Annotated in this window: 12 protein-coding genes, 2 pseudogenes and 2 CRISPR repeat arrays (1 of these 16 cut by a window edge); of the genes and pseudogenes, 9 read left to right on the top strand and 5 right to left on the bottom strand. The window is 36.8% G+C overall.

The annotated features are described in order from the left end of the window. Window positions 1–1053: a CRISPR direct-repeat array (repeat unit 36 nt; unit sequence GTTTCCAATTATTCCGAATTAACCCAATCGGTGGGG) (it extends 1330 nt beyond the left edge of the window). Between the two features lie 219 nt (window positions 1054–1272). The 3 genes from cas2 to VB713_RS11660 form a co-directional block, all read right to left on the bottom strand. After that, entirely contained in the window at window positions 1273–1548 is a 276-nt protein-coding gene (cas2, locus tag VB713_RS11670) for a CRISPR-associated endonuclease Cas2 (RefSeq protein ID WP_323311720.1), read from the bottom strand. 179 nt (window positions 1549–1727) lie between these two features. Further along, the gene (cas1, locus tag VB713_RS11665; RefSeq protein ID WP_323311719.1) at window positions 1728–2915 is read right to left on the bottom strand and encodes a CRISPR-associated endonuclease Cas1; all 1188 of its coding nucleotides are present in this window, start codon (window positions 2913–2915) and stop codon (window positions 1728–1730) included. A 17-nt stretch (window positions 2916–2932) separates the two neighbouring features. After that, the gene (locus tag VB713_RS11660) at window positions 2933–3868 is read right to left on the bottom strand and encodes a reverse transcriptase domain-containing protein (protein ID WP_323311718.1); all 936 of its coding nucleotides are present in this window, start codon (window positions 3866–3868) and stop codon (window positions 2933–2935) included. Between the two features lie 236 nt (window positions 3869–4104). Between VB713_RS11660 and VB713_RS11655 the strand changes: the two genes are divergently transcribed. Further along, window positions 4105–5139: a M48 family metallopeptidase gene (locus tag VB713_RS11655; protein ID WP_323311717.1), complete on the top strand. Its 1035-nt coding sequence runs from the start codon at window positions 4105–4107 to the stop codon at window positions 5137–5139. Between the two features lie 186 nt (window positions 5140–5325). Here VB713_RS11655 and VB713_RS11650 read toward each other — a convergent pair whose 3' ends face one another. After that, window positions 5326–6798 carry a TIGR03985 family CRISPR-associated protein gene (locus VB713_RS11650; protein ID WP_323311716.1) on the bottom strand — a complete coding sequence of 491 codons (1473 nt, stop codon included), beginning with the start codon at window positions 6796–6798 and terminating at the stop codon, window positions 5326–5328. Between the two features lie 793 nt (window positions 6799–7591). Between VB713_RS11650 and VB713_RS11645 the strand changes: the two genes are divergently transcribed. The 8 genes and pseudogenes from VB713_RS11645 to VB713_RS11610 form a co-directional block, all read left to right on the top strand. Further along, entirely contained in the window at window positions 7592–9217 is a 1626-nt protein-coding gene (locus VB713_RS11645) for a Cas10/Cmr2 second palm domain-containing protein (RefSeq protein WP_323311715.1), read from the top strand. After that, on the top strand, window positions 9202–10191 hold the full coding sequence (locus VB713_RS11640; RefSeq protein ID WP_323311714.1) for a CRISPR-associated protein: 990 nt from the start codon (window positions 9202–9204) through the stop codon (window positions 10189–10191). Before VB713_RS11645 ends, VB713_RS11640 begins: the two co-directional genes overlap by 16 nt. 1 nt (window position 10192) lies before the next feature. Beyond that, complete coding sequence (gene cmr4 / locus VB713_RS11635) at window positions 10193–11047, top strand: type III-B CRISPR module RAMP protein Cmr4 (protein WP_323311713.1); 855 nt, start codon at window positions 10193–10195, stop codon at window positions 11045–11047. Window positions 11048–11051: 4 nt separating this feature from the next. Beyond that, on the top strand, window positions 11052–11465 hold the full coding sequence (locus VB713_RS11630) for a hypothetical protein (protein WP_323311712.1): 414 nt from the start codon (window positions 11052–11054) through the stop codon (window positions 11463–11465). Continuing rightward, entirely contained in the window at window positions 11455–13071 is a 1617-nt protein-coding gene (locus VB713_RS11625) for a hypothetical protein (protein ID WP_323311711.1), read from the top strand. The genes VB713_RS11630 and VB713_RS11625 overlap by 11 nt, the downstream gene beginning before the upstream one ends. 3 nt (window positions 13072–13074) lie before the next feature. After that, window positions 13075–14604 (top strand): hypothetical protein, encoded by a 1530-nt coding sequence (locus VB713_RS11620; RefSeq protein WP_323311710.1) that lies wholly within the window; start codon window positions 13075–13077, stop codon window positions 14602–14604. A gap of 139 nt (window positions 14605–14743) precedes the next feature. Continuing rightward, window positions 14744–16779: direct repeats of the CRISPR family, unit length 36 nt; unit sequence GTTTCCAATAATTCCGATTTAACCCAATCGGTGGGG. Between the two features lie 397 nt (window positions 16780–17176). Next, window positions 17177–19303, top strand: a complete 2127-nt coding sequence (locus VB713_RS11615) for an AAA family ATPase (protein ID WP_323311709.1) — start codon at window positions 17177–17179, stop codon at window positions 19301–19303. A 106-nt stretch (window positions 19304–19409) separates the two neighbouring features. Then, a pseudogene (locus VB713_RS11610) lies at window positions 19410–20237 on the top strand (ABC transporter ATP-binding protein); the annotation flags it as partial. Between the two features lie 9 nt (window positions 20238–20246). Here the strand turns inward: VB713_RS11610 and VB713_RS11605 are convergent. Beyond that, window positions 20247–21244, bottom strand: a pseudogene (locus tag VB713_RS11605) (hypothetical protein); the annotation flags it as partial.

Here is a 21244-nt window from a genome sequence, read left to right as displayed (position 1 = left end):
CCGAATTAACCCAATCGGTGGGGCAAACAAAAATTGAGATCGGACAAAAGATTGCTGAATGTTTCCAATTATTCCGAATTAACCCAATCGGTGGGGTTTATTATAAATCTTTTAAGAGCCATAAAAAACATCAAAGGTTTCCAATTATTCCGAATTAACCCAATCGGTGGGGTTTTCTTTTTTATTGGTTCTGTTGCAGCTATATTGCTTGTTTCCAATTATTCCGAATTAACCCAATCGGTGGGGTTCTGTGAGGCTACATTGCCTAATGGTTGGAAAAAGATTGTTTCCAATTATTCCGAATTAACCCAATCGGTGGGGCAGATTGTTAGTTCAAATGCCCCTATAGCATGGTCTCCATCCTTTTGTTTCCAATTATTCCGAATTAACCCAATCGGTGGGGCGTTACGCAATGATGGCTGCTGAAGATCTATCTAAATGTTTCCAATTATTCCGAATTAACCCAATCGGTGGGGCTAGGAGGCGAATTTAAATACAATTTTGGCGGATCACGTTTCCAATTATTCCGAATTAACCCAATCGGTGGGGAATATAAAAAAATTGGCGTTTATATGCCGATCGCAAATGTTTCCAATTATTCCGAATTAACCCAATCGGTGGGGCATTTATTGGGTGCGATGCTACCCACAAGGGTGCTTATAGTTTCCAATTATTCCGAATTAACCCAATCGGTGGGGTAAGAAGAATCTAACATTTGAAGCTAGTGATTAGTGTTTCCAATTATTCCGAATTAACCCAATCGGTGGGGTCTTGGTGTTAGCTCCTCGGCTTTAGCTCAAACGTTTCCAATTATTCCGAATTAACCCAATCGGTGGGGAGTGCAGTTTTTCTACAGAAAATGTAGCAGAAGCAGTTTCCAATTATTCCGAATTAACCCAATCGGTGGGGTCTTACTCTCTAAAAGAGGGAGAAAATGAAATAGAAATATTGGTTTCCAATTATTCCGAATTAACCCAATCGGTGGGGCGTTTGTACTCCAATCGAGTGTGATTCAATGTTTCCAATTATTCCGAATTAACCCAATCGGTGGGGAGTTCGTCTAGCAGCCCTTACCCAGCAAGAGTTTCAGACCGCAAATCGACACACCTCTAAAAAAGATTGTACACCCAGCCGAAAAATTAATCAAACACATACCTCAAACCCTTACACAGCAAGCCATCGACACACCTCAACGAAAGAATAGGGGTTTCGGCGATTTGCTGAGGTGTGTCGATAGTCATGTTACAAAAATCTCCTAAAATAGCCTCAAACCTAGATGACATAATAGTTTGGAGGTGGTTGGGGTGCTTCACTACCAATTGTTAACACCCTCTCAACAGCTTCTTGGGATATCCAATAAAACCGTACACTATCTTCCGCAGGTTTAACTAACTTTCTCACATTTATATAAAGTTGTCGCATTTCCTCCAAACTCAAAAAACACTCAAACACAGAAAACTGAACTCTTCGCCCATAACCTTCTAGAAAATTGGATAACTTCGTGCGCCTTTTATCATCAGGAATATCATATACAACAACGACTAGCATTTAGCTAAATAGAAAGTATAAATTAACGAAACTATAACTTAGTTTACAGGTAGTATAAAACTATTTAACAGACAATATTGCAATTTTTGTTTTCAAGTTCCATTATAGGGTTTAGCAATGCTAAACCCCTACAGTATTTTTCTGAAAAATCAGCGATTTTTAATTAATTTTAACACAAATCATACAGGTCTTAAAAACGCTGCATAGGGAATACCTGATAATAAACAGCGTTTATATCTTCTGACTTGTAATTGAATTACATGACGGTATGTAACCTGAGATTGTAAATCGGGATGGGATGTTTCTTCATTCATTCTGGCTTCAAATTTTTGGAGAAAAATACGCCGTGCTGATTGATTGAGATATACTCCTCCTGTACTATCTAAAATGTCGAAATCTTGGGGTTTAAACACTAAATTGTTAATGATTTTTAAAACCAAACTATCGACAATAACAGACCGAAATTCCTCCATTAAATCAAAAGCCAAATAGGACTTTTGTCTTTCTCCATAGTGAAAATTACCGATATAGGGGGAAAGTCCTTCGGCAACAATAAAACTCATGACATTATTCAGTAACAGCGTATAACCAAAACTTAAGAGAGAATTTATTGGGTCTGTAGGCGGTTGACGATTGCGGAGAGAAAATTCAAAATTGGGGTTAGTAATTAACTGTCCAAAAGCAGGAAAATATCTTGCGGCTGTGATACCTTCATAACCGCGTAAAGAATCTAAATTATCAACTAATTCTAAAGATTCAATATCTTTGCTGATGCCATATATTGCCTGATCTACTGCTGCTATTTTGCGCTTGCGATTAAAGCGCATTAATAGCTGTTTAGAGTTAGTTAATTTTCCATAAACGATTGCCCTTGATACTTGAAATTGAAAATAATCATCATCGCGTCGCTGCATTTGGATGAGATGATTGTCTATATTTGTAGATTCCTCACTGGCTAAATGTCCGTGATATTGACCCAGTTGATTGAGAAACAGTACACCAATTTTTTCTTTTAAACAGGCATTAATTACTGGCGTAGAGAGTTGGATATTGCCAAAGATCATGATTTGTTCGACTTCACGAATTGGTATTTCCAGTTTTGGTTTTTCACTGACATGAATAATAAACCGGAGGTGGTCTTTATAGATACTTGTTCCTTGTTCGAGCAGATAAATTGCAGCCATTTCCTGATTCCAAATATTCTTTTGTAAAGGACTATGTTTGTCATCACCATCATCAGAGATAATTTCCCTGTCTGTGGTGACATCTGTCTCCACTAAATAAGGTTGATGGAGAAATGCAATTTGATGTTGTTGTTCTTGTTCTAAAATTTCTAGTTCTTGGTTTGTTTCTATATCTAACTGCAACCCCTCAATTTGTGGTGCTAATTGGCGCGGAGGCGTTTTTTTTTACGTTGCTTTGATTGTGCTTGAGAAACTGAGTTGTTTGTAGGTTTGGTGCGGTTTGTATCAATGGGAAAAATCGCATTATCTATAAATCCATGACCGAGAAAACAGAATCCATGCTCAAAATTAGTAATTCTAGTTTTTTCGGGATGTATCTCTAAACCCATCCCAGCTAATAAATTGATAATTTCTGTTTTAGCTGCCAAAATTTCTGCTTCGGTACGTGCTAAAACCACAAAATCATCAGCATAACGCACAAGTTGTAAATTACTTGCAGTGATAATTTCATCAAATTCGTGCAGGTAAATATTAGCTAAAATTGGGGAAATGACTGCACCTTGAGGAATACCTTTTTGAGAGAAGATTAAACCCGCATCGGTTTGTACACCCACCGATACCCAAGATTTAATTAAACATAAAATACCAGGATGATCGAGATGTAGTCTAATTTGTTGTAATAACCGGGAATGTTCGATATTATCAAAAAATTTGACGATATCAGCATCGAATACCCAAACATAACCTTCATCACGCAAGTCGGCGATTTTTTCCACTGCATTCAGATAGGATAAGTTGGGACGATAGGCAAAACTCGCACTCGAAAATTTTACCTCCAAGACGGGATAAAATACGTTTAATAACGCTTGTTGAACAATGCGATCGCGTACTGTTGGTATTTTTAATTCTCGTACATTACCATTACGTTTGGGTATGACAACTTGTTTGCAAGGTAGAGGTTCATAGCTACCATTGGCAACTGTATTGCGTAATTCATAGATATTTAATGCTTGATTACGAGCAAAATCATCAATTGTTTCTCTATCAATACCCGCACAGCCGCGTTTCTCTGCAACTTTTTCCCAAGCGCGTTGAAAATTGTGCAAAGCCAGAAATTCACTGATTATTCTTTCCATAAAACCAATTGGATTTGGAATTTTTGATTGAGAAAATCCAGATTTTAGTTTAGTTTCTGCTTGGAAACGCGGGTTTCCAAATGGATGATAAGTTACAGCATTGAGAATTTACTAGTACACCTCGGCGTAAATAAGCAGACTATTCTAAACTCACGAAAAGCTTACGCTGTATTCATTTTGAATTTTAAATTCCGCTCTGCGGTACTAGCTGTAATTTATCTAAATGGAGTCAAGGGATGAGATTTAAAAATGCTGGCGGGAATTTAGCTGTAATTGCAATTATGTCGCTATTTTGTTTAGGAGTTTTGATTTATGGTTTGTGTGCGAGTTATTACGGCTTGCTGTTATTTCAAAAAGGTGCATTAAATTTTGTTCTGGGGTTGTTTTTCTTGATTTGTATTGGGTTCCCTAGTCTTTATTGGGTTGTCACTACAAGTTACCGATACTTTTCCGCAGTTCCTACTTACATCAATCAAAGAAAGATTCGGGTGATTAATCCCTTTTTAGTAGATGAAAAAGGGCTGTATTCAGACACAGAAAGATGGTTATGTAACACAGTTAGAGATATTGCGATCGCTGAAAATATCCCCAAAACTCCTGTAGTAGGAATTGAATTGTGTGATGATAATCCCAATGCTTATGCAGTTGGTGCTACTCGTTCATATTCAATGGTAGTTGCAACTACAGGTTTAATTCAAAATTTAAATCGGGAAGAAATAGCTGCGGTTATGGCTCATGAAATTGGTCATATTGCTAACTTAGATACAATGGCAAAAACCTTACTTTCTGCAACTTGGGGTGGGGTAATGATGACTCTTTTTACACCCATGCTGTTGGTTGTTTGGTATCTAGGTAGATTTGCAGCTTTATTAATGTTAGTTGCGGGTTTAATCTACGGTTTGTTAGGAAATTGGCAACACGCAACGGGCTTTTTTATTGGTGTTGCAATTTGGCTAGTATTAATGTTATTACCATCAATAACCCAACTGTTAGTAACATTACTGACCTTTTGGCACAGTCGTTGGCGAGAATATCATGCCGATGCTGTGGCTGCAAGACTCACCAGTGTTGACGCGATGGTATCAGCACTCGCAACCTTGGACAAACTTCCCTTTCAACCACCGAAAAAGAACCGTCAAGAAATGTCAACTTTATGGATACGAGTGGAAATGAAAGAAGAAACCGGTGTTTTTCATTGGTTAAAATATACCCATCCACCAATTCATAAACGAATTGAAGCCTTAAGACGGGGATTTTATATTAAAACATAGCAGATATAAAAGGCGATTAGAAATCGCGGCTACACAAACGAAGTCCGCCTGCGCGGACTTTAGGAATTTGAAACCCACTTGCGTGGGTTTTGCCTTTATAGCCACGAATTCTATTCGCCAGGGCAAAGGTGTGTTTTTACAAAAGTGAGATGCCCAGAGAGAGCATCTTGCCCGCTAAGGGTGTACTTAATAATCGTAAAATGTATACGCTTTACGAATATTATTGGCAATGTGTTTTCGTAATTCCATCGGTAATAACACCTCAACATTAGCACCCCAACCAAGTAAACGCATGATGATATTATTATCATTGGCGCGATAGATGACACTGTAATAAGCATCGTCAGGATATTTTCTGACAATAGTATTTAATAATTTTTCTTCCTGGGGATTACTTGTATAGTGATGAATTATTTGTGCTAGTTTGGCAGGTGATTTTATGTAAGTAAAGGTGTTATGACGAAAGGTATTTTGGATGTAGCGTTGATGATAATCATAGTTAAATCTCAGCAACATTAAGCGCGGAGGTTTATTTATTTCAAATCCCCAAGCAGTGCTGATTTCTTTTTCTACATCATCTGGTTCTGGCAGTTGATTATTGAGATATTTATCTAATAGTTGTGGGGGAATAGTTTGATTTGACCAATCCACCAATGTGAATGATTTAATCCGTTCCAAACGATAAATGTACCAATTTACATCACCTTGAGGATTTAACCCATAACCACAAAGATATTTTGCCCTTTGTAGGTAATAAATACACACCGGATAAACCAAGCATTTTTGATCACCACAACAAGCACTACCATAGTTTAAAAATATTGGTTTAATTTCCCGACTTCGCCAATTTTCTTGTAATTGCTCTTGTAAATTATCAGTATTAAGCTGGTTATCCTCAGATAAAATATAATCTACGTGCAAAAATATCCGCCGAGTTCCGTAAACTTCCTCAGAAATTTTATCGGCAATCGGTGCTAATTTGGGGTCGAGAAAACTCAACATATCCAAAGCTTGGGCTAAATCTGCCATTTCAGTAGGATTCAATTCGGGAAAAACTCCACTCGAATCTATTGGCTTTTTAGCAACTTTGGTACACAACCAATCGGGTAATTTATCTACTCGATAGATAATATTTTGTTTTTGAAATAGGGATGTTTCGCATTTTAGACATCCTTTGGTGATCAAAGCATTGATATCCGCCTGTAGACTTTTTCTCACTTTAGCAAATAGCCGATGGCGAATTACTTTAGTAACTGTTTGTGGCGATATATAAATATTTTTTTGTAAATCTTCTAGCCACTCATCAATATTAATATTATAAAATCGTAACCAATCGACAGTCGTTTTGTAACAGGGACAAAGGAGATGATGAGGTTTAAATATTTCGTCGTTTTTTTCTAATAACCGACCAAGGGGATGTCCCGATTTAAATGATGCTTGCAGAGGCAACAGGTCTTGATTAAAAAAGTATTCGCTCCATTGATTGAAGGTTATACCACTATAGCGATCGCACTGGCAATTTTGGCTTGCTTCTCCATAAAACCAATTGATTAAAACCCAGCGTCGCATTGCTGTAATTAGGTTTTGGCTCTGATTAAGCGAACCATCCACCAATCGCTGGAGGATGAAGAAGTGGGGAAATAATTGGGGTAGATGCATTGCGAATTCCCTCTGTTGTGTACGCAATCGTACAAAATGGGTTTATTCTTATTTGTTTTTATTATTGTTGGGGAAGAGTAGGAAATCGTCTGTTTGTGATGCGATTGACGACTTTTTATTAATCCAATTAAGTAGGTAAGCACAATAAAACCAAATTGTGTAAAGAAAAGTAAACAAGGCTAAAACCCTTTCTCCCCCTGCTAGAAAGCTCCCTACCCCCTGCCTTATCCCAACGACAATTTTTAACGCCAACCTACTTATGCTCCTCCACATTGTTAGTGGAAACCATTTCAATCACTACAGCAGGGATAGAGCTACTGTACTGCGTAGCGAAAGTAGATTTCCCACATTTCCCACTACCAGGGACACTGATCAGGATGTGACAGATGGAAGGGGTGGACATTTTTTTCAATACTCAATAAGACTTATCTTATATTGTCTGCATTTAATAAAGCTGAAAGTCTAGTGTTTTCAAGCGAATCATGAATTTATTACCACATTGTCCTAGTAAATTTCGTCATTCGCACAAGTGGTAGTTTACATCCAGTTTTTGCCGCTAAGATAAAAATACAACACAAATCTGCTCAACTTTACACAGCAACAAATATAGATAATTTTATTTATATATTGTTGACTTTGTAAATAAGTCAGCATTTTTAACCCTTTAATTTAGTGGCTTATCGCCAAGCCTACCTTTAAACAACAAGCAATTGTTACAAAGTATTTTCATTTATCAACAGCTAAATAAAAGCCTGTATTGTTAAAAACAAGCGTATAAAGGAAATGCAGCTACATGGATAAATATACGGCTGTCACCTTCGCACCAGTTCAAGGATTTATCGAGAAATCGCGTAAACTTCGAGACTTATATGGTGCATCTTTGATTCTCTCTTATTTGAGTCAGCAGCTAGTTTTGTCTGTTGAGAAAGACGGATTAACAGTAATTTCTCCAGCAATACCCAATTTACAGAAAGGGATGCCTAACCGCATTTTGATTAAAGGACAAATCAGTAAAAAAGATGCAGAAAAAATATTACTTTCTGCATGGAAGGATATTTTAAAAGTTTGTCGAACTTGGATAGAGAGGAAATTACCTGAATATCGATATCACTGGGAACGTGAATGGACGCTTTGGGGAGTACACACTTGGGAAATGTTTCAAGGCAGTGGTCACAGTATCCAAGCCGCAATGGATGATTTAGAAACTAAGAAATTATGCCGTGATTGGAGTGCTGTAAATTGGATTGGTGAGAGTTCTAGCTTGACGGGTACTGATGGAATTGCCTTTCCAGGTCTAGGTGCAGAAAACCGCAATCCTAAAACTTTAAATTATGGTTTAGAAGATGATAAAATCAAGGAATTTTATACAAAATTAGCGCGAATATTAGATAATTGTCCCCCTGACCAAGAACCAGAAGGTAAATTTATTGCACCTAATGAAAAATTGAGTATTCCTGAATTAGTAAAACGTCTAATTACTTTACCAGAAATAGCTAATTTAATCAGTAGAGAACGACCTGAAGGTGAACCTTTGGAAAAACTCAAAAGGTTTCAAGAAATTGAACGCAAACCACAAGCCAATAAAAATATACCTGGACAATGGACAGGTTGGTTTATGGGAGATGGTGATAAGGTTGGAGATTATTTAAAAAAATTGGCAGGTGAAAATAATGGTGATAATGAAATAGAAAAATTTAGTAATTCAATACGTGATTGGGGAGAAAAATTCAATGACAATTTTCACGAAGAATTAGGAAGAATTGTTTATGCAGGTGGTGATGATTTTTTAGGAATAATTTACAATCAAAATCCTAATGAACATATTGCACCATTAAAAGCCTACGAATGGTTAATGACATTAAACAATAAATGGCAAGAACATAAACAAAATATTACTGTTAGTGTCGGTTTTGTGTGGGTTGCAGGTAGTGTACCCCAACGAGACATTTTACAACATTGTCGAGAAGCAGAAAAAGTAGCCAAATCTTTAGGACGCAACCGAGTCACAATTAGAGTAGTTTTTAATAGCGGTCAATATGTGCAGTGGACTTGTCCTTGGTGTTATTTAGATATTTTAACCAAGTATCGGGATAGGGAAAAACAATCAAATTGGAGTCACATTTATCAAGACTTAGCACATTTAGAATCCCGTCGAGTATTTGATATTGAAAATGCCGATGAAGCACGTATTGTTAAGCAAACAGCTTTGCAATTTTTTGAGCTTTACTTTCCCGGTGAAGGTCAGAAGTTAATCACCGATATAAAGGATGGAAAGAATATAAATGATAAAAAAAATGAACTAGCAAAAAAACTAGCTGGGTTTAGTGATGATAGCGATGAAATTGATCGCTCAAAATCTATCGTAAATTGGATTACAGATTTAGTTAAAGTAGGTTGGCATTTATGTTCAAATACCTAATTAGTATTAACCCTCTAGGGTTGATGTATGGAAGTGCTGGGGCGTTTTTGTCACCAGAAAATTTAGTCGGTCGTTCTGGTGCTAAATTTCCCCCTGACGCTGCTACCTTAGCAGGTTTAATGTTTAGCACTAACAAGATTAATAAAAAATACGCTCAATGTTGCTTGAGAAATGATCTTTATGTTGCTGGACCATTTTGGGCAAAATCAAACAATAAACAAAACTTTTTTGTTCCCATTCCTTGGCATAAAATTATAGCTAAAAAAGGTTTCGGAGAATGGAAAATAGAAAACGATGAATGGAAGTTAGAAAAGAACATAGATAAACCTGAACCTGATTATCGTTGGCAAACTATTACATCTTGGAAAACAGCAGCACAAGGACTGAATAAACCTGATAAAGTTGCTGATAATCCTTGGAAATTCGTTTCTTTTCTTCATCCCAAAATTCAAACAAATCAACGCTGTACAGAAGATACTAATGGACTATTTTTAGAAAACTCTGTACAAATTCCCGATGATATTTGTTTAGTCTATTTATCCACCTATCCTATTGATAACGGTTGGTATAAATTTGGGGGTGAAAATCACATTGTAGAAATATCCTGTGATGAAATTAATCCAAAAATAGTAAGTATTTTAAATCAAAAAATCGGTAAAAGTTTTGCATTAATTACGCCAGCAGTTTGGGGTTCTAACCGTATTTCTAAAAGGTTTCCAGAAAATGCTTTTTCCGTCAACCCTGACAATATAAAAATGTTGACAGATAAACCCGTTCCCTATCGTTTCCGTTCCCAAGGAACATTAGGAAGAGGACGTTATGCTGTTCCTGCGGGTAGTGTTTACGTTCTCAAAGAACCCATTAATAAACCTTGGTGGGAATGGGATGAAACATGGTTTCCCAAAGAAGGTTACAGTCTCAAAAAAGTCGGTTGTGGTTTATGTTTACCAGTAGAAATTAAAGGAGTTTCCTAAAATGTACAAAAAAGCCTACGGTATTATTGAAACCTTAGCACCACTTCATGTAGGTGCAACCGCAGGAGAAGAAAGCGGTAATTTAAACTTAATTTTCCGTGACCAATTTACCCAAACTGGGATTATTCCCGGTAGTTCCATTCGTGGTCGTTTGCGTTCAGAAATGCGTAATTCTCAAGAAGAAAATGACGCAAACTACTGGTATGGAAATGGTGCAGAAGATGACAAAAATAACGAATCTATCGTTAAATTTGAATATGCTTCTATTATTTGGATTCCCGTTTTTTGTCCCGGACAACCTATAGTTTGGGTAACTTGTCCTCGGTTATTACAACGTTATCAAAGAATTGCTGGTGATAGTGTTCAAGTTCAAGTAGATGGTCAAACTAAATTTCTCAAAGAGATCCAAATTCCTGATAAATATACAGGTTCAACTAATCTTGTAGCTAAACAAGCAACAGGAGGTAAAAAAACCATCTTCTTTAATTTAGGTTTCTTAGAAATTAACAAAACTAAAGACTTATCACCTTGGTTTCCTAACCTCAAAGAACAACCAGCAGTAATAGTAGATAATGCTGATATTGGTATGATTCATGATATGGCTTTATATCGTCAAAGTCGTGTGCGATTAAAACCAGATCAAAAAGTAGTAGATGGTGGTGGCTTCTTTAATACCGAAGCATTACCTGAAGGAACTATTTTAGTATTTCCTATTGCTATTAGAGAAGATAAATCTGAAAATTCTACTGATAAAAAATGGCAGCCATTCAAAACTGGGGACACCGCAGATATTTATCTTGGTGGCTTAGAATCTATCGGTTTAGGTCACTGTGAATTAACTTTTAAAGGAGTGTAAAAAAATGACTTGGAAATCCTATAACTTAGACCAAAAAGCGCAGAAATTAGTCCTCATATATCGGGATAAAAAGGGTGTAATTGGTCAATCTCATAAAATGCGAACTACTGTACCTTATGGTTTAGAACGTTTTTGGGGTGAACATTTACGACTGCTATCTAAAGAACCCGAAAAAGGTAAATATTGGCGTGAGACTTGGAAAACTTTTGTCGAGATCATGAAACAAGCAGGAATTAAACTTCCTGATGATCAAGTTGATGGAAGTAATACCCGACAAGTACAAGATTATGCAGCAAGATTATGGGCATTAGACATTGAAGATCAAAGAATTTGTTTAGCTGTTTTGACTCAATTCTGTGACAGTTTAGTTTGGTGGACTCAACGTTATAAAAAGACAGGTGATAACGATGCCGAATAGTAATGAAGTACCCTTAATGTTTCAAGCCCAAATTAGTGGTAGGGGACAAATTCAATATATTCAACAACCTGAACAGTCTGAAAGATGGGTTGATGAATGGTTAGAAGCTACCGCTATTGATTCACCTAAATTTAGTGATAAAGTAAGAACAAAACCATATCAAATTAGTTGGCGTTTGCTTTCTAATAGTGGTCAAGATGATGATTTTATCCGTCCTGTAATTGCTGCTAATGGATTTCCTTATTATCCTGGTGCAAGTATGAAGGGGGCATTTTTAAGACATTGTAACCGTGAACAAAAAATCAGATATTGTGGATGTGAAATTAATAATGAAACACAACCAGGGTATTTGCGTTTTCATGGTGCATTTCCAAAAGATCATAGTTGGAAAGAAAACCCCTTAATTGATGTAGTTCATCCTCAACAAGATTGGCAAATTAAAAATAGTAATTCTCATTCTGCATTTTTGCAAATATCCCTCTATCAACCTACTTTAGTTTTTGGTATTTCTAGCACCATTGAATTAAATGAAAGTGAATGGGAAGCTATCTGGAGTATTTGGGATAAAGCCATAGAAAGAGGTATTGGTTCGAGGGTAAGTGCTGGTTATGGTCAACCTATTAAACACCCAGAGACTAAGTTAATTACTGTTAGTTTAAAAGGACAAGGATTAGCATCACAATTAATAGATAGAAGCGGTGAGTTTCGTCCAAATATGTTTAAGGCTGCCTTACGTGGTCATACATTGCGGTTATTTAGTGCTGTAACTGATGAAAATACAGCAGAGGAATTAACCAAAGAACTTTGGGGAGGGTTTGCAGGTGCTAAAGGTGCAATAGTTGGAGATTTAGGTATTGCGTTTAATGCTATTGACTTAGAAATGAATGAATTTACATATAGAAGAACTGTAAAAATGCCAATTTATGATTTACAAAAAGGCGTTTTATCTATTCTTTGTATGAAAAATTATACAGACGAATATAAAGATAAATTGAAAAAATTAGTGGTGCAAATTCTGAAGTTTTCCATGCTAATTGGTGGTTTTGGTAAATCATCTCGTAGAATTGATCATCGGATATTTTTACCAGAATATTTGGAACCTGGAAATAAACCCATGATTGGATGTCATTGGCAATTTACTGATAAGTCTACTGTCTATTATTTTCCTGTTCGTAATATTGAAAATATTACTAAAATTATTGATAGTGTGAAAACATCTGTGAATAATTGGTTAATATTTAAAGGCAAAACACCAAGAAATCAAATTAGTTCATGGCGTGAATCTTTTCATCCCGAAAAAGTACAAATTTGGGGACGTATAGCAGAAAATGAAGATGATAGTCTAGCCATAGAATGGTTTCATGGTAATTATAACAAAACTCAGTCAATTAAAAATTCTAAATTGACTGGTAAAATGGGAAATATTGGGAGAATTTACCATCGAATGTATCCACATCATATCAAAACATCTGAAGGGGAAATTAAACGTCGAGGTAGAGAATATATTGAATTATTAACTATCTTTCCTGACAAAGAAGATCAAATAACACGAGAGTTCTTAACATTTTTACCAACAACTGAGTTTCAAAAATTGTGGGGGATATAAATTATGAGTATTTGGATTGTGACAACGGGGAATAGTGATGTTATTCTCAAACATGATAAAACTTGGTCAATGTTATATGAACAAGCACTTGATAAATTAGAATGTTGGGAGTTTGGATCTGCTAATAAAATTGATATTTATGATCAAGATGCTAGATATACATTACCAGCAAGAGTATTAGGGATAGTATATCAAAATCAACTAGATGATTATTTTGAGGATTTATCTTTTCCCCTGCTTGATGGTTTTACAGAACATTTAAAATCTAAAAATGACGATGAAAATTTGAGTGTAGATAAGATTATTGTGATTTTAACTAATCAAGAAAATGTTTTTGATTCAGAAATTGAAGATGCTAAATGTCCTTATTGGCAAGATACCTGTACATTAAAGCCAATTTTAGAAAGGTATTTTGAACAAAAGTTCCCTAAGTTTAAAGGAGAGATTGAATATTTGGAATTAAAACCTAATTCTTCAGATGAAGGTTTAGATAACTGGGACAAATGTTTAATATTAGTTAATAGTTTATTCCAGAGAAATATCACAAATATAAATAATAAGAAAGAAAAGAAAAAAGACGACAAACAGAATAAGGTTTTCGTTAGTCATCAAGCAGGTACTCCGGCTATTTCTTCAGCAGTTCAGTTTGCAAGTTTAGCAAAGTTTGAAAAACAAGTAGAATTTTTAGTTAGCAATGAATATCAAAAAGAAAAGGTGATTCCTATTTCTAGCTCAAATTATTTAAAAGGACTAAAATTACAAGAAGCAAAAGAATTATTAGATAGATATGATTATGATGGTGTTGGTAAAATATTTGCTGAACTTTGGAAAAATCAATCTTTAACTAAACAAGAAGAGAAAATAAAAGAACTATTAGCAATGGCTATTCAATGGAATAGTGCTAATTTTGATGATTTTGGCAAAGCTAGAAGTCCTCTAAATGAAGACTCTATAAAACGTACTCAACAATGGTGGTGGACAGGTTATGAAGCTGCCTATTTGGCAGTTATAAGATTGAGACAAGGTAACAATGTAGAAGCTTTGTTTCATAGTTTCCGTGCGTTAGAAGGATTAACTAATGAATGGGCTATACTAAGTTATAAAAAGCATCTTTACAAAGATAATAAAGGTACTTATTGCTTTAAGGATTCTATTCTTACAGAACTTCCAAATTTTTATCCAACCGAGTTTCGGCGTAAACAAAGAGTAGGTCTTTATGGTAAAACACTATATGTTTTACTTAAAGAATCACGTCCTGAATTTCGTCAAAATTCTGGTATATCTGATATTTCGGTTTGGGAAGATGTAGCAGATTGGAGAAATAATTTATTTCATAAATTGCTAGGATTGCAACAAGAGGAAGTATTTCAAGCATGGAATACTAAAAATTATACTGACTGGCAAAAGAGACTTAGAGGCTGTTTAAATTTTGTCACTAAACAACAATTTGATTCATTAGAAAAAGCTAGTCTGATGTCATCTGTACATGAAGAACTAAAAACAGCAATTAATAATTATGAATTGCAAACCTAGCATTAATTAACAATTTACTCATAATCTCTTTGTCTCATGATGATGCGATCAATAGATTTTTCGCTTCAAATAATCAATATGAAGTGTCAATCGCTAATTTAAAAAATAACAAGCCCTCATCAATATGAGGGCTTTTTTTGTTTCCAATAATTCCGATTTAACCCAATCGGTGGGGTACACCCGTAATTTTGGAGTAGTATCATGTCTAATCGTTTCCAATAATTCCGATTTAACCCAATCGGTGGGGGTTCAAGAAGACTTTAGTCCTAATCTTATTCCTACATTCGTTTCCAATAATTCCGATTTAACCCAATCGGTGGGGGGATTTTTGGGAACTCAAGTCCTCAGCTAAGTTTGAGGTTTCCAATAATTCCGATTTAACCCAATCGGTGGGGCAGCAACCTTTTGCTTACTTGAAGGAGAGGAATTAGTGTTTCCAATAATTCCGATTTAACCCAATCGGTGGGGAAATTGCTCCGCCAACACGATCAAAAGTTACAAAGTTTCCAATAATTCCGATTTAACCCAATCGGTGGGGCAAAAAGGTTTTTGCAAAAAATATCAGCACGATACCGTTTTGTTTCCAATAATTCCGATTTAACCCAATCGGTGGGGGAAAAGGATCATGTTTCACGGTAACTCTCAACTCAACACCGTTTCCAATAATTCCGATTTAACCCAATCGGTGGGGAGACCAAAAGCCCGAAAGTTATGCGGTTGACATTGCTGGGGTTTCCAATAATTCCGATTTAACCCAATCGGTGGGGAACTTTGGGATTATACACTTAAAAGTCCTAAATTAGGCAGTTTCCAATAATTCCGATTTAACCCAATCGGTGGGGTATGTCTAATGATAACAATAACAATAGTTGGCATAATGACGTTTCCAATAATTCCGATTTAACCCAATCGGTGGGGTAATTGAATTTTACTGTGCTTAATGAACAAACCAACTGTTTCCAATAATTCCGATTTAACCCAATCGGTGGGGTGCAATTAAATCCTTGACCAATGCGGTTAAAGATTTGGCGTTTCCAATAATTCCGATTTAACCCAATCGGTGGGGAGTAGTTCGCATTTCGCACCCGTGTTGAACGCAATATAACGTTTCCAATAATTCCGATTTAACCCAATCGGTGGGGGAGAGCTAAAACTCAAGAAATTAGTTGAAAGAAAAGTTTCCAATAATTCCGATTTAACCCAATCGGTGGGGTATCTAAAAACAATGACTACCACAACAACCTTTAACGCCAGGTTTCCAATAATTCCGATTTAACCCAATCGGTGGGGTTCGTAACATCGAGCTTGGCTTGATGTTTAACAGCAAAACGTTTCCAATAATTCCGATTTAACCCAATCGGTGGGGTTGTAAAAAGGCTGCAAAACTATCAGGAGAAATAATTCTTGTTTCCAATAATTCCGATTTAACCCAATCGGTGGGGAAAATAAGTGAAAAACTCATGACTATCACCATTGATCAAGTTTCCAATAATTCCGATTTAACCCAATCGGTGGGGTTAAATGGTGGTTCTGCAATTGCAACAACACCAGGCGATTTTGTTTCCAATAATTCCGATTTAACCCAATCGGTGGGGAAATTATTCCTTGGCTTGGCAATTATTGGATCTGTTTGTTTCCAATAATTCCGATTTAACCCAATCGGTGGGGTCCTGTATAATAGGACGTTTTGATTTATGTACTTTCGGTTTCCAATAATTCCGATTTAACCCAATCGGTGGGGTTGAGTTGTCATTTTCGGATGCGAATAAAATCGTTTCCAATAATTCCGATTTAACCCAATCGGTGGGGATAAAAAAACTTTTGCCCATATTCGGATGTGGAGTTTTGTTTCCAATAATTCCGATTTAACCCAATCGGTGGGGCTTTCTATTTTGGGTTATCTTGAATGGAAAAGACAAAGTTTCCAATAATTCCGATTTAACCCAATCGGTGGGGTTTGGGAAAAACCAATACGCACGATGGGCTGTTTTCGTTTCCAATAATTCCGATTTAACCCAATCGGTGGGGAAAGCGTTTGCTAACCTTTTCCAGCCCCATCAGAGGGTTTCCAATAATTCCGATTTAACCCAATCGGTGGGGCAGCTCTATCGTAGAGATAAAAGAAGAGCAGCAACGGTTGTTTCCAATAATTCCGATTTAACCCAATCGGTGGGGAGTTCGTCTAGCAGCCCTTACCCAATAAGGGTTTCAGACCGCAAATCGATACACCTCTAAAAAACATTGTAAAACCATCTGAAAAATTAATCAAACACATGGCTTAAACCCTTACACAGTAAGCAATCGACACACCTCAACGCAAGAATAGGGGTTTGGGCGATTTGGCGAGGTGTGTAGATAGTCATGATACAAAAACCTCCTAACATAGCCTCAAACCTAGATACAGAAAGACTTTGATAGAATCTTAGTTTGACAAAATATCTTCTTGGTCATTCGCACTAGCAATGTAAAATTATCATTTATACCCAACTAAGATTAAACACATACCTCAAATATTTAACTTGATTTGCATATTTAAATAAATTAGTAAAATCACTATAAAATTATATCTTATATGTCAACGTCTCGACGCGAAACTAAACAAGCAACTAAAACCGACTCCAAAACAATCATCGCTCATTTTCTCATCGGGACACCAGGAAGTGGTAAATCTACCTTTGCAAAACTCCTATCTAGCCTGGGAAATTGCGAAATTATCTCCACTGATGAAATCCGCCAAGAACTATATGGTAATGCGACAATTCAAGGGGAATGGCACAAAATCGAAGCCACTGCTATTAACCGTATTTGTACTGCTCTTAGTCTACAAAAAAGTATTATCTACGACGCTACTAATTGTAAGCGTTCCTTTCGCATGGACTTTTTACTCAAAGTCAAAACCCAACTTGCACAATGGGAATTACCTCAACTCCACTGGGTGGGCTGGTACTTAAAAACTCCCTTAGAAATTTGCAGTCAGTGGAATCAACAACGCCAACGCCAAGTTCCTCCAGATATTATTAAAAGTATGTATAAAATGGTGCAAGACTTTCCACCAATTAATGGTGAAGGATTCGCCGCAGTCAATAAAATTGATGTCAACTCCCCCAAATTTTCCCAAGACCAAATTGCTAAATTAATTGCAGGTGTTCCCCGTCAAATTGTCAATTTTCAAAATCGTCATGCAAACATAACACCCCATCGTTATAGTCATCTAGTGGATTTTGAACGGTTGATGTATTTGATATTCTTAATTATTAACTATCCTGGTATTGGTGAGTTCTATTTAACTCAGCCTCAAGTCCTGGAAAACATTTTCGGCTATGTTCCAGATTTTACTAACTCCCTGCAAGAGATTACTGCTTTTATGTCCAAGATGCGGGGTGAAATTTATGCTAAAGAAGATGCTATAGGTGATGATTTAGAATGGCTAAAAGCTGAAGGAATTATTAATAGTAATTCAAAGGTTTGTAGTGAAGATTTTCTAAAGTTTGAGCCTGATGAATTGATATCTTTAAATGCAACACATTCCTATTCAGACAAAGAGGTGTTTAGGCGGTTAATCGGAATAATCCGTTTTATTATCCACTACCCTTTTTTAGCTGACATGGGTGTAGGTAGCTTAAACACTTTAATTCGCTCTCTTGCACAAGCTGGAGTAATTGACAACTATCGTACAGAAAAAGATAGAATTCGTAAAGATATTGAAAAAGTTTTAAAACCCTATAAAATATTACCGGAGTTTCCGATGCGTCACGGTTATTTTGCTGGTACGGGCATTCTTTCTAAACCAGAATTAATCAAAGTTTTTGATATTATTCAATCCCAAGCTAATAGTTTAAATGACCCCCAAGCCTTAGCAATCTATGAAACGTTTAAGCAACGGTTGTTACAAACACACTCTATTGAAAATACTGACAATATTTATCCAGTGAGAGCGATCGCTAATAGTTCTATTATAGACCCCAAACATCTCCATAGTAGTGCCTTAAGTAATAATCTCACTCAGTTGGAAACAGCAATTATCGAAGGACGGCTGTTGGAGTTACAACGGTTTGTAGGTGTGGGTAAATACGAAGGAGACGAAAAAGACTTTTTTTTAGCCTATCCATTGCAAATGGTGTTTTCTAATGTTGCTTGGTATTTGGGTTATGAGTGTGTGAGTGGCGAAACATCTAGTTTACTGCGATTTGAACGTCTGGATAGACTGTTTTTAGCTAGACCTCAAAGCCAACAACGCAACGGAGAATCACAGGAAAAGGCATTACAAAGGTTACAGAAATTATTTAAATCTGGTGCGGGGATGTACTTAGGAAATAGCTGTACTGACCAACAAAAATTTCTCAGTGCAGATCAACAAGAACGAATGCAAGTCTGTGTGACTGTGGAACTCTGGTTTAATGATCGGATTTATCCCTTTATTACCGAGGGGACAAAACGGTTCGCACAGGTGAAAATGTCTGCACCGATTCAGAAGACAACGAATAATTTACCCAAGTCGCTATTTTGTTTGGACAGAACAAGCGATCGCCATTTCCCCCATCGTTTTCAAGCAATATTTCCTAAATGGACATTAGATGATTTTGATTTGTGGAGATGGATTGTTGGGTTTGGTGGAGGTGTGAAGGTAGTAACACCACAGACGTTAGTAGGAAGGATAAAGGAAATAGGTCAAGGAATTGTCGCTAATTATGAAAGTTAAAATATAATTCTTGTTTATGGAAATTGTTAAGTAGGTAGATATAAAATAACCAAAATGTGTGAAGAAAAGTAAAATCGCGAAAAGCTTCTTCACTCTCAATACTGCATCGAATCTCTACGATTTCCTGGAAGAAGAAGTACCAACATCTTCAGGTCAGGCTACCACTGGTTTTCATCCCCAAGATGGTATTCGTTTTGAGAACGTATCATTTACTTATCCAGGCAGTTCCCAGCCAGCATTGAGAAACATTTCTCTGCATTTGCAACCTGGAGAAAAACTGGCCATTGTGGGTGAAAATGGTTCCGGTAAAACCACCTTAATCAAACTACTTACCCGACTCTACACCCCTGACTCTGGGCGGATTTTATTAGATGGCTTGGACTTGCAGGAATGGGATGTGGATGTGCTACGTCGTCGCATTGGTGTGATTTTTCAGAACTTTGTCCGCTATCAGTTTACTGTGGGTGAGAATATTGGCGTAGGCGATATAGAACATCTAGAAAACAAAACCCGCTGGCAAACTGCTGCCCAAAAAGGCATGGCCGAACCTTTTATTGATCAATTACCTGAAAGCTTCCAAACCCAGCTTGGTCGTTGGTTTAAGGGAGGACAGGAACTTTCTGGGGGACAGTGGCAGAAAATAGCCTTGTCTCGTGCTTTTATGCGATCGCAGGCAGATATCTTAGTATTAGATGAACCAACATCGGCAATAGATGCCCAAGCTGAGTTTGAGATTTTTAATCATTTTCGGGCTATTACTCAACATCAAATGGTACTTTTGATTTCTCACCGTTTCTCAACGGTACGAATGGCTGACAAAATCGCAGTTATAGAAGATGGCGTTGTTGTAGAACTGGGAACTCACGCAGAATTAATACAGGCAGGAGGACGTTATGCTAAGTTGTTTTTGTTACAATCTGCTGGGTATCAGTAGCAGTGGTATTTACCAAAATACTGGGTTATCGCTGAGATTGGCATCCGCCCATGCAGTAGCTTCTGCTACTAGCACTTCGTGACCCGAATCCAGGTAAAATTGCATCTTGAAGATCATCTCCAGGTGTCGGCGCTCTTGACCACAAATGAACTGCCCTGAAATCAGGCAGTATTCCCGCACTTTTTTCAGGGCATGAACTACTGCCAATAGCCGCAACTTCGTTACCCGCTTGAGTTCATCGATTCTTAAGTCCTCATCAGCAGTAGAATCATCAACAGTGGTATTTTCTTGCCCATAATTAACACTTCTGAGTGCTGGTTCTGGTGTCTCTTCTGCTCCAAAAACAACTACATCCAGTTCGTCAGTCTTCGCCATTGATAAGTTTTGATTATCGCTTTTTGGCGAGTCGCTACAAATCAAGAAAAATAAGAAATTCTGATGAATAGGAACTTCATTTAACTGCAAAACAATCAGTTTAACTATTGACTCTAATTGATTGTTTGATTGAGCTAAATCAATTCTCCAACTATTCCTACTATCAAGAAAATTTATGAATTCAAAATTTTCTGATAACTGGATTGCTTCTAATTCATTTGATTCATTCTGACAAACCTGAATTTCTAGATCACAATCCTGAACTTCGTCCATTTGTTCAATTACATCGGCTACCTCAGCCCCTACGGGGCTGGTAGCGAAAGGTAAACATAAAACCTTCATATAAGGAAAGTGTGTGTAATCGCTTTCTGGGTAAGGGTTTTGGGCTTGTTGTTTTTTCCACGTTGGTGTTTCTGGGTCAAAGTGAGTGTAATTGTCCTCACTGTAAGGGTTTGCGCTATTTTTTGGACTTTGGCTGTTTCCTGGGTTTATGTTTCTATTCAGGATGTTATCTGATGGGTTAATGCTGTTTTTTTGATTTCTATTTTGTTGGTTTTTATTTGTTTCGACGCTTTTTTCTGTGGTGCTGTTCTCTTCCCAAGGGTCTGGTATGTACCATTGGGGATGCCATA

The sequence above is a fragment of the Anabaena cylindrica UHCC 0172 genome, assembly GCF_034931625.1.
In the GTDB taxonomy this organism is placed as follows: Bacteria; Cyanobacteriota; Cyanobacteriia; order Cyanobacteriales; family Nostocaceae; genus Anabaena; species Anabaena cylindrica_A.
Note: the sequence above shows the minus strand (reverse complement) of the source record. Positions and strands in the feature narration are given on the sequence as shown.